Origin of the sequence: Paenibacillus ginsengihumi DSM 21568, from assembly GCF_000380965.1 — a bacterium.
In the GTDB taxonomy this organism is placed as follows: Bacteria; Bacillota; Bacilli; order Paenibacillales; family NBRC-103111; genus Paenibacillus_G; species Paenibacillus_G ginsengihumi.
Genome location: NZ_KB905612.1, coordinates 21,402 through 27,739, shown reverse-complemented (window position 1 = coordinate 27,739; position 6,338 = coordinate 21,402). Strand labels below are relative to the sequence as shown.

The following is a 6,338-nucleotide window of genomic DNA, read 5'->3' as shown; positions in this document are numbered from 1 at the left end:
CCACCTATCCGGTATTAGCTACCGTTTCCGGTAGTTATCCCGGTCTTCCGGGCAGGTTGCCTACGTGTTACTCACCCGTCCGCCGCTCCGGATAATTCCCCGAAGGAAATCATCCAGCGCTCGACTTGCATGTATTAGGCACGCCGCCAGCGTTCGTCCTGAGCCAGGATCAAACTCTCCAAAAAGGATGTTGATTTAGCTCATTGTTTTGACTTGCTTCAAGTCGCACAAACACTTGCTCGTTGTTCAGTTTTCAAAGGACAAGTTCTTCTGCGAAGCCAGTCACATCGCTGCTTTCCAGCTTCTCACTTCATTGTCACCTTGTTTAGCGGCGACTTTTTTAATATATCACATTCGCCCACTTCGTTGCAAGTAGTTTTTTATTTCCATTTTGCAATCAAACTCAAGCTTTCGAAGCAGCGAGATATAATTTATCACAGATCCGCCGAAAAGACAAGCCCATTATTTAAATTATTTTTGGATGACTTCTTGAATATACAAATTTCGTTCAACGTTCAGGTTAACAATGCCGCCGCTGACATTCACCCAAGGCCTTGTAGGATAAGATCTGTCCGAAAAGACGATCTCCCCGATCCGATTGTCGCTCAATTTGACGATCGTTCCATTGTGAAATTGCGTAACCCTTTCGATAAAGGTCGAAACAAGGTGCGGGTCCAGTTTGCCGAACGCTTCCGCCTGCAATTGCTCCAGCGCCAAATAAGGGGAAGTCCCTGACTTATGGAACCGACTGGTCGTCATCGCATGGAACATGTCGGCTACCGCAACGATTTTTGAATATAGATGGATTTTATCTCCCCGCACGCCAAGCGGATACCCCGAGCCGTCTTCCCTCTCATGGTGCTGCAAAGCCGCAAGCTTCACGCCTTCGGTGAGGGCCGTAACCGGCTTTAGCATTTGATAGCCGATGACCGTATGCTTCTTCAAAGCTTCCTTTTCCTCGTCGCTCAGCCGATCCGGCTTAAACAGAATAGCCGGGTCCATCTTGGCATTCCCGATATCATGCAGCAGTCCGGCCAGCGCAACCGGAAGCAAATCCTTGGACGCAAGCCCGATCCAACGTGCCATGCAATAAGAGGTCAAGCTGACCATGAGCGAGTTATGATAGACAAAGTCAGACATCTGAAAGTGCTTGGGGCTGAAATGTAAAGCGTTATAGCTGTCCGAATGAGATACAAGCTCCTCCAAGCCTTTGCGAATATCGAGCACCGGCAAGGCCTCTCCGCCCGCGTCGGCGATCGCAAACACGCGCTTTACTAGCTGGAGCATCTGATGGTAGCTTGCTTCAAAGGACGGGAATCCGCCGCCATCCCTCGCTTCCGATGGCATCGGGGCGTGAACCTCGTCTTGGTCAGCGACCTCGACCGCGGGAATAAGAAACGCCTTTAACACTTCCAGGTCCTTATCTGAAATGACTCTGCCTTTGATAAAAAGCACATTGTTCCGCTTCGTCATCACATCGTGGGCGAGCTCAGCTCCGGCCTTCAATTGGGGTACGGGGATCTTCACGGGGATCTTCGCCATAACATCCTCACTTCACGCTCTATCGGTTTCCTTTAAAGGGCGAATCGTCAGTTGGTCCCAATGAATTAATCCTCAAGACCTACGTAAACTTATTATAAACGAAAAAGAATGGGGATGTAAGTCCCCATTCTCGCAGATCGTGAAATGATATATTCAAACAGCAAGACGTCAGCTTTCCGGCTCGGTCTCCTCCGAAGCTTGTCCCGCTTGAGCGGACTCATCGGAGTCGGAGGCTGCCTGCTCTTCGGACGTTTCTTCGCTTTTGGCCACATTGGCTACCGTCGAAACTTCCTCGTCTTCGCGGACATTGATCAGCTTAACGCCCTGCGTATTGCGGCCCATCAGCGAAATGCCGGCGATGCTCGTCCGGATAATCGTGCCGGAAGCGGTAATGATCATCAAATCCTCTTCGTCGTCGACCACCTTCAGAGCTACCACCGAGCCGTTTTTGGCCGTGACATTCAACGTTTTAATACCTTTGCCGCCGCGGGACTGGATGCGGTATTCCTCGACAGGAGTGCGTTTGCCGTACCCTTTCGAAGTGACGATCAGGACGCTTTGATTCTCCCGGACGACATCCATGTCGATTACTTTGTCGCCCTCGTCCAGATGAATGCCCTTCACCCCCGTCGCAGACCGGCCCATCGGCCGAACTTCTTCCTCGGAGAAGTGAATGGACATGCCCTGGCTCGTGCCCATCACAATCGAACGATTGCCGTCGGTCAGGCGAACGCCAATCAGATCATCGTCTTCCCGCAGCGTAATGGCGATCAAACCGACCTTGCGAATATTCGCGTAATCGGCGATCGGCGTCTTCTTGACCAAACCGTTCTTGGTCGCGAAAAATAAATACTGATCAGCGTCGAAGCTCTCCACCGGAATGACGGCATTAATCGTCTCGCCCTGCTCGATTTGGATCAGGTTTATAATCGGCGTTCCGCGCGCCGTCCGGCTCAAATCGGGGATTTCGTATGCTTTCAGGCGGTATGCCTTGCCTTTATCCGTGAAGAACATCAAATAATGATGCGTATTGGTTACGAACAGATGTTCCACAAAGTCGTCGTCTTTCGTATCCATGCCGACAACGCCTTTGCCGCCCCGTTTTTGGCTGCGGTACGTCGACAGCGGCAGCCGCTTGATGTAGCCGGTATGCGTGATCGTGATGACGACATCATCCTGGGGAATCAAGTCTTCATCCTCGATGCTATCGCCGCCTGCCGTAATTTCGGTACGGCGTTCGTCGCCATACTTCTCCTTAATCTCATCCAGCTCTTTGCTGATAATGTCCAGGACAAGCTTCTCGTCGGCCAGTATCGCACGATACTCGGCGATCTTCTTCAGCAGCTCGGCATATTCCTCCTCGATCTTCTCGCGCTCCAGGCCCGTCAAGCGCTGGAGACGCATATCCAGAATAGCCTGGGCCTGCTCGAAGCTGAGCGAGAACCGGCTAATCAGGCCGTCCCTGGCTTCCTCTGTCGTTCGGGAGCCGCGAATGAGCGCGATAATCTCATCGATATGATCGAGCGCAATGCGCAAGCCTTCGAGGATATGAGCGCGTGCTTCGGCCTTTTTCAGATCGAATTCAGTGCGGCGGCGAATGACATCTTTCTGATGTTCCAGATAGTGGAACAGCATTTCCTTCAGGTTGAGCACTTTCGGCTCGCCATTCACCAGCGCCAGCATAATGATGCCGAAATTCGACTGCATAGCTGTATGCTTGTACAAATTGTTCAACACAACATTGGGATTCACGTCCCTGCGCAGCTCAATCACGATACGCATGCCCGTCCGGTCCGATTCGTCCCGCAAATCGGTAATGCCGTCGAGTTTTTTCTCGCGGACCAGTTCGGCGATCTTCTCGATCAGCCGCGCCTTATTGACCTGGTAGGGCAGCTCGTGGACGATGATCCGCGCCTTGCCGCCGTTCTCCTCGATATCCGCCTTGGCCCGCATCGTGACCGACCCGCGGCCGGTCGCGTAGGCTTGACGAATACCTTCCCGCCCCATAATTAAGCCGCCGGTCGGAAAATCCGGACCCTTGATCGATTTCATCAAATCAAGCGGCGCCAAATCCGGCTGCTCGATCAGCTGCTGCACCCCGTCGATCACTTCCGTCAAGTTGTGCGGAGGGACGTTCGTAGCCATCCCGACCGCAATCCCCGACAGCCCGTTCACAAGCAGGTTCGGGAACCGTGCCGGAAGCACAGCCGGCTCCTGCTCCTCGCCGTCGTAGTTCGGAACGAAATCGATGGTCTCCTTGTTAATGTCGCGCAGCATCTCCATCGCAATCTTCGATAAACGCGCCTCGGTATAACGCATCGCCGCAGCGGCGTCGCCGTCGATGGAACCGAAGTTGCCATGTCCGTCGACAAGCATATAGCGAAGCGAAAAATCTTGCGCCATACGAACCATCGTCTCGTATACAGCGGAATCGCCATGGGGATGGTATTTACCGATGACTTCGCCGACGATTCTGGCCGATTTCTTATACGGTTTGTCCGGGGACATTCCGAGCTCGGACATCGCATACAATATGCGCCGATGCACGGGCTTCAGGCCGTCTCTTACATCGGGAAGCGCCCGGCTGACGATAATGCTCATCGCATAGTCCATAAAGGAAGTGCGCATCTCTGAGCCGATATCGATTTCTCTGATTGAAGAACGGTTTTCTTCCGACATGGGGTACCTCCTTCGAATCTTATGCTGAAAAAAGGTGTGGAAAAGCTGCTTGGAACGGCGGTCAAGAAAGCATCTCCGTTCATCGCCGCCGCCTGATCATTCATTGAAATTCGCCGCTTGCGGCGTTCATTTTCTAGGATTAAACCGCCTAAAAACCAAGCGAAGCTTTCCCCAAGGAAAGCCGCTCTCCGTCTTAAATATCGAGATTTTTTACGTACTTCGCATGCTCCTGGATAAAATCGCGCCGCGGCTCGACATTGTCGCCCATCAGCGTATCGAAAAGCACATCCGCTTCGATCGCGTCCTGAATGCTGACTTTAAGCAGCGTGCGATTTTCCGGGTCCATGGTTGTTTCCCACAGCTGGCCGGGGTTCATCTCGCCTAGGCCTTTATAACGCTGTACGTTGACTTTGGCCCCTTCACCGAATTCCGCCATCAATTCGTCCCGCTGCTTATCGTTGTAAGCGTAGCGGATGACCTTGTTGCGCTCCAGCTTATAGAGCGGCGGCTGAGCGATGTAGATGTATCCCGCTTCAATAAGTTTGCGCATATATCGGTAAAAGAACGTCAGCAGCAAAGTGCGAATATGGGCTCCGTCCACATCGGCGTCGGTCATGATGATAACCTTGTGGTACCTGGCCTTGCCGATATCGAAATCGTCGCCGATCCCTGTTCCGAGCGCCGTAATGATCGCCCGAATCTCGGCATTGGACAAAATCTTATCCAATCTCGCCTTCTCCACGTTCAAGATTTTGCCCCGCAGCGGCAAAATTGCTTGAAAATGCCGATCGCGGCCTTGCTTGGCCGAGCCGCCCGCAGAATCCCCTTCCACGATATAGACTTCGCTGATGGAAGCATCCTTCGAGGAGCAATCGGCCAATTTCCCGGGCAATGAACTGACCTCGAGGGCGCTCTTGCGCCTTGTCAGCTCGCGCGCTCTCTTGGCCGCCTCGCGGGCCCGTTGGGCTTGAACGCCTTTCTCCACGATCCGCTTGGCCACGCTCGGATTCTCGATCAAAAATTCCTCGAATTTGTCGGCAAACAGCGACTCGACGATGCCGCGCACTTCGCTGTTTCCAAGCTTCGTCTTCGTCTGTCCTTCAAACTGCGGGTCCGGAATTTTGACCGAGACGATGGCGGTCAGCCCTTCGCGAACGTCGTCGCCGGACAAATTCGCGTCATTATCTTTGAGCATGTGAAATTTGCGGGCGTAATCGTTCAAGATCCGAGTCAATGCGCTCTTGAAGCCCGATTCGTGCGTTCCGCCCTCATGCGTATTGATGTTGTTGGCGAACGAATAGATGTTCTCGGAGTAGCTGTCATTATACTGCAGCGCCACTTCCGCCTGTATGCCTTCCTTGGTGCCCTCGATATAAATCGGCGGCTGATGCAACGCCTCGCGGTTGCGGTTCAAATGCTCGACGAACGAAATGATACCGCCTTCGTACATGAACGATTGCGAGGTATCCGTACGTTCATCGGTCAACGTAATTTCGATCCCTTTGTTCAAAAAGGCGAGCTCGCGAATCCGCGACTGCAGCGTTTCGTACTCGTACTCGGTCGTTTCCTTAAAAATTTCCTCGTCCGGCCAGAACGTAACGGTCGTTCCGGTCTCCTCCGTCTCCCCGACGACTTTCAAATCGTACTGGGGAACGCCGCGATGATATTCCTGCTGGTGAATTTTGCCGTCGCGCTTGACGACGACGATCAGTCTCTTGGACAGGGCGTTGACGACGGAGACGCCGACGCCGTGCAGGCCGCCCGATACCTTGTAGCCTTCGCCGCCAAACTTCCCGCCGGCATGAAGCACCGTAAGCACCACCTCAACGGTAGGGCGCTTCAGCTTCGGATTCTCGCCGACCGGTATGCCGCGGCCGTTGTCGATGACGGTGATGCTGTTGTCCTTATGCACGATCACATCGATCTTCGTACAGAAGCCGGCCAGCGCTTCGTCGATACTGTTGTCGACAACTTCCCAGACAAGATGGTGCAAGCCTTTGACGCTGGTGGAGCCGATATACATCCCCGGACGCTTGCGGACCGCTTCCAGTCCCTCGAGCACCTGTATTTGACTTTCATCGTAAGCTGTATTCGGATTCACAGACATGTCGGTCACC

Annotated in this window: 3 protein-coding genes and 1 rRNA gene; all 4 read right to left on the bottom strand. The window is 53.3% G+C overall.

Features of this window, described 5'->3' with window-relative positions:
* Positions 1 to 185: ribosomal RNA gene (locus F591_RS0122595) — 16S ribosomal RNA — on the bottom strand; the annotation flags it as partial.
* 286 nt (positions 186 to 471) lie between these two features.
* On the bottom strand, positions 472 to 1,542 hold the full coding sequence (locus tag F591_RS0122590; protein ID WP_019536882.1) for an HD-GYP domain-containing protein: 1,071 nt from the start codon (positions 1,540 to 1,542) through the stop codon (positions 472 to 474).
* Between the two features lie 168 nt (positions 1,543 to 1,710).
* Positions 1,711 to 4,221, bottom strand: a complete 2,511-nt coding sequence (gene gyrA, locus F591_RS0122585; RefSeq protein WP_019536881.1) for a DNA gyrase subunit A — start codon at positions 4,219 to 4,221, stop codon at positions 1,711 to 1,713.
* Between the two features lie 193 nt (positions 4,222 to 4,414).
* Positions 4,415 to 6,328 carry a DNA topoisomerase (ATP-hydrolyzing) subunit B gene (gene gyrB, locus F591_RS0122580; RefSeq protein ID WP_019536880.1) on the bottom strand — a complete coding sequence of 638 codons (1,914 nt, stop codon included), beginning with the start codon at positions 6,326 to 6,328 and terminating at the stop codon, positions 4,415 to 4,417.
* Positions 6,329 to 6,338: the final 10 nt, after the last annotated feature.